The 2478-nt window shown below is 63.0% G+C and carries 2 protein-coding genes; both read right to left on the bottom strand.

Going from position 1 to position 2478, the window contains the following annotated elements; all coding sequences use genetic code 11:
- Nucleotides 1–132 precede the first annotated feature (132 nt).
- Nucleotides 133–864, bottom strand: a complete 732-nt coding sequence (gene istB, locus IT41_RS19070) for an IS21-like element helper ATPase IstB (protein WP_269429329.1) — start codon at nt 862–864, stop codon at nt 133–135.
- The gene (gene istA, locus IT41_RS19065) at nt 861–2360 is read right to left on the bottom strand and encodes an IS21 family transposase (RefSeq protein ID WP_036744324.1); all 1500 of its coding nucleotides are present in this window, start codon (nt 2358–2360) and stop codon (nt 861–863) included. The genes istB and istA overlap by 4 nt, the downstream gene beginning before the upstream one ends.
- Nucleotides 2361–2478 lie beyond the last annotated feature (118 nt).

Raw genomic sequence — 2478 nt, 5'->3', positions numbered from 1 at the left:
TGTCAATCGGCGTTGAATGTTCCCCCCCTATCGGCGTCCAAAAGGGACCCCTTTGGCGATGTGGCGAGCAGGCCCGTGGCGGCGTAGCTTTCCAGCTGGCGCAGCCGACGCGGGCCTGCGTTTCGGGGGTATTCATGCCCGTGTTTTGATGCGCCAGCTGTCGTTGCCGGTTTCGACGATGTCGCAATGGTGGGTGAGGCGATCGAGCAGCGCGGTGGTCATCTTCGCGTCTCCGAAGACGGTCGGCCACTCCCCAAATGCCAGGTTGGTGGTGACGATGACGGAGGTCTGCTCGTAGAGTTTGCTGACCAGATGGAACAACAACTGGCCTCCGGATTGGGCGAATGGCAGGTATCCGAGTTCATCGAGGATGACGAAGTCGAGCCGCATGAGATGCTCGGCCAGGCGGCCGGCCCGCCCTGCACGGGCCTCTGCCTCGAGCCTGTTGACGAGGTCCACCACATTGAAGAAGCGGCCGCGTGCGCCGTTGCGGATGGCAGCGCGCGCGATCGCCACGGAGATATGGGTCTTGCCGGTCCCGGTGCCTCCGACCAGCACGACATTGCGCTGCTGGCTGAGGAATTCGCCGCTGGCCAGATCGCGCACCAGCGTTTCGTTGATCGGCGTATCGTCGAAGGTGAACTCCGCGATCTCCCGGGCATAGGGCAGCTTGGCGGTGGTGGTCTGGTATTTGACCGACCGTGCCTTCTTCTCGTTGATCTCGGCGGCCAGCAGTTCGCCCACGATCTGGCGGGGTTCATGCTGACGGCGCACGGCAACCGCCATGAGTTCGTCATAGGCGGCGCGCATGCCGTAGAGCTTCAATTCACCCATCGCCGCCATGATCTCTGCACGATCCATCATCCGACCCTCCGCAGCAGGTCATAACGGGCACAGTCGGCCTTCGGTTCGTGGGTCAGGCGCAGGGCCGGAGAGGTGAGCAGCAAGGGTGGCGGTACCGGATCGCGCTTTCGGAACAGGATATTGAGGATCACGTCGGCGGAATGGACGCTCTGTGCGAGCGCTTCGGCGCAGGCCTGTTGCACCGCAGGCATCCCTTCCGTCAGCACGGCGCCGAGGATCTTCACCATCTGGCGGTCGCCATCCGACGACCCCTGTAGCTTGCGGCGGATCTGCTCGAGGGCGCCAGGCAGAACCCAGTCCTTGAACGGTGCGCCATTGCGCAGCGCCCCGGGTTTGCGAAGCAGGACAGGCACATAGTGCCAGGGATTGTAGATTGTCCGGTCCCGCCCGAAGTGACGGGGATGGTCCCCGACCAGCCGCCCTTCCTGCCGGATCTCGATCCGCTCGGCATAGGCCCTGATCTCGACCGGCCGCCCGACAGCCGTCGCCGCAACCGAGTATTTGTTGTTGTCGAACCGCACGAGGCAGGTCTTCGACACCGCCGCAGGCAGTGAATGGAAACCGTCGAAGCGCCCGGCATAGGGGACAAGGTGCGGGCGTTCTTCCTGGAAGACTTCCCAGACGGTCTTGTCCGTCAGCTCGGGGTGCTTGTTGCTCCTGGCCGAGGCGATGCACTTGTCCAGCAGCCAGGCATTCAGCTCCTCGTAGCTCTTGACCCTGACCCGGGGCGAGAAGAACCGTTGGCGAACCGTACCAACCTGGCTCTCCACCTGACCCTTCTCCCAGCCCGAGGCCGGGGTGCAAGCGACGGGCTCGACCAGATAGTGGCTGGTCATCTGCAGGAACCGACGATTGTAGAGACGTTCCTTGCCGACGAAGATGGTCTCCACCGCCGTCTTCATGTTGTCGTAGATTCCGCGGGTGCAGGTGCCCTTGAAGAAGGCGAAAGCCCTGTCATGGGCATCGAACACCATCTCCTGCGTCTCGCGCGGATAGGCCCGCACGAAGAACATCCGGCTATGGCACAGGCGGACATGCGCTACCTTGATCGTGGTCGTGACCCCATCGATCAGGACGACCTCGTGGCTCCAGTCGAACTGATAGGCTTCGCCAGGGGCAAAGTTCAGCGGCACGAAGGCGGAAGAGGCCCCGGAGCTTTGGGTCCGCGCCCAGACCGAGGCATAGCGGCGGACCGCATCATACCCGCCCTCATACCCGAGACCGCGCAGTTCCTCATAGATCTGGATCAGCGTCAGGCGCTCCCGGCGCCCACGAGCCGCATTGATCGCCAGCAGCCGGCCCAGGTCCTCAAGCCAGGCGCCCAGCTTCGGGCGTGGTTGAACCGTCCGGCTGTAAGTGAACTCCGTTATCCCGGTACGGATAACCTTCCGCACCACCTTCTTCGACAGCTTCAGGTCGCGGCAGATCGTCTTGATCCCCTTGCCCTCGGTAAAATGCAGCCGCCTGATCTTTGCGATTGTCTCCACGATCAACATCCCGCTCAAGGCCTCCGATAATCATCGGAAACACAATGGACCCAACCCCCGGTCGGTGGGGTCCCTTTTGGACGCCGATCACCCCAGAAGCGGGGTCCTTATTCCACGCCGAACAACA

The sequence above is a fragment of the Paracoccus halophilus genome (genome assembly GCF_000763905.1).
Lineage (GTDB): Bacteria > Pseudomonadota > Alphaproteobacteria > Rhodobacterales > Rhodobacteraceae > Paracoccus > Paracoccus halophilus.
Note: the sequence above shows the minus strand (reverse complement) of the source record. Positions and strands in the feature narration are given on the sequence as shown.

Coding starts and splice junctions, on each gene's coding strand:
- istA (WP_036744324.1), bottom strand. CDS start 2,360: ATGTTGATCGTGGAGACAATCGCAAAGATCAGGCGGCTGCATTTTACC.
- istB (WP_269429329.1), bottom strand. CDS start 864: ATGATGGATCGTGCAGAGATCATGGCGGCGATGGGTGAATTGAAGCTC.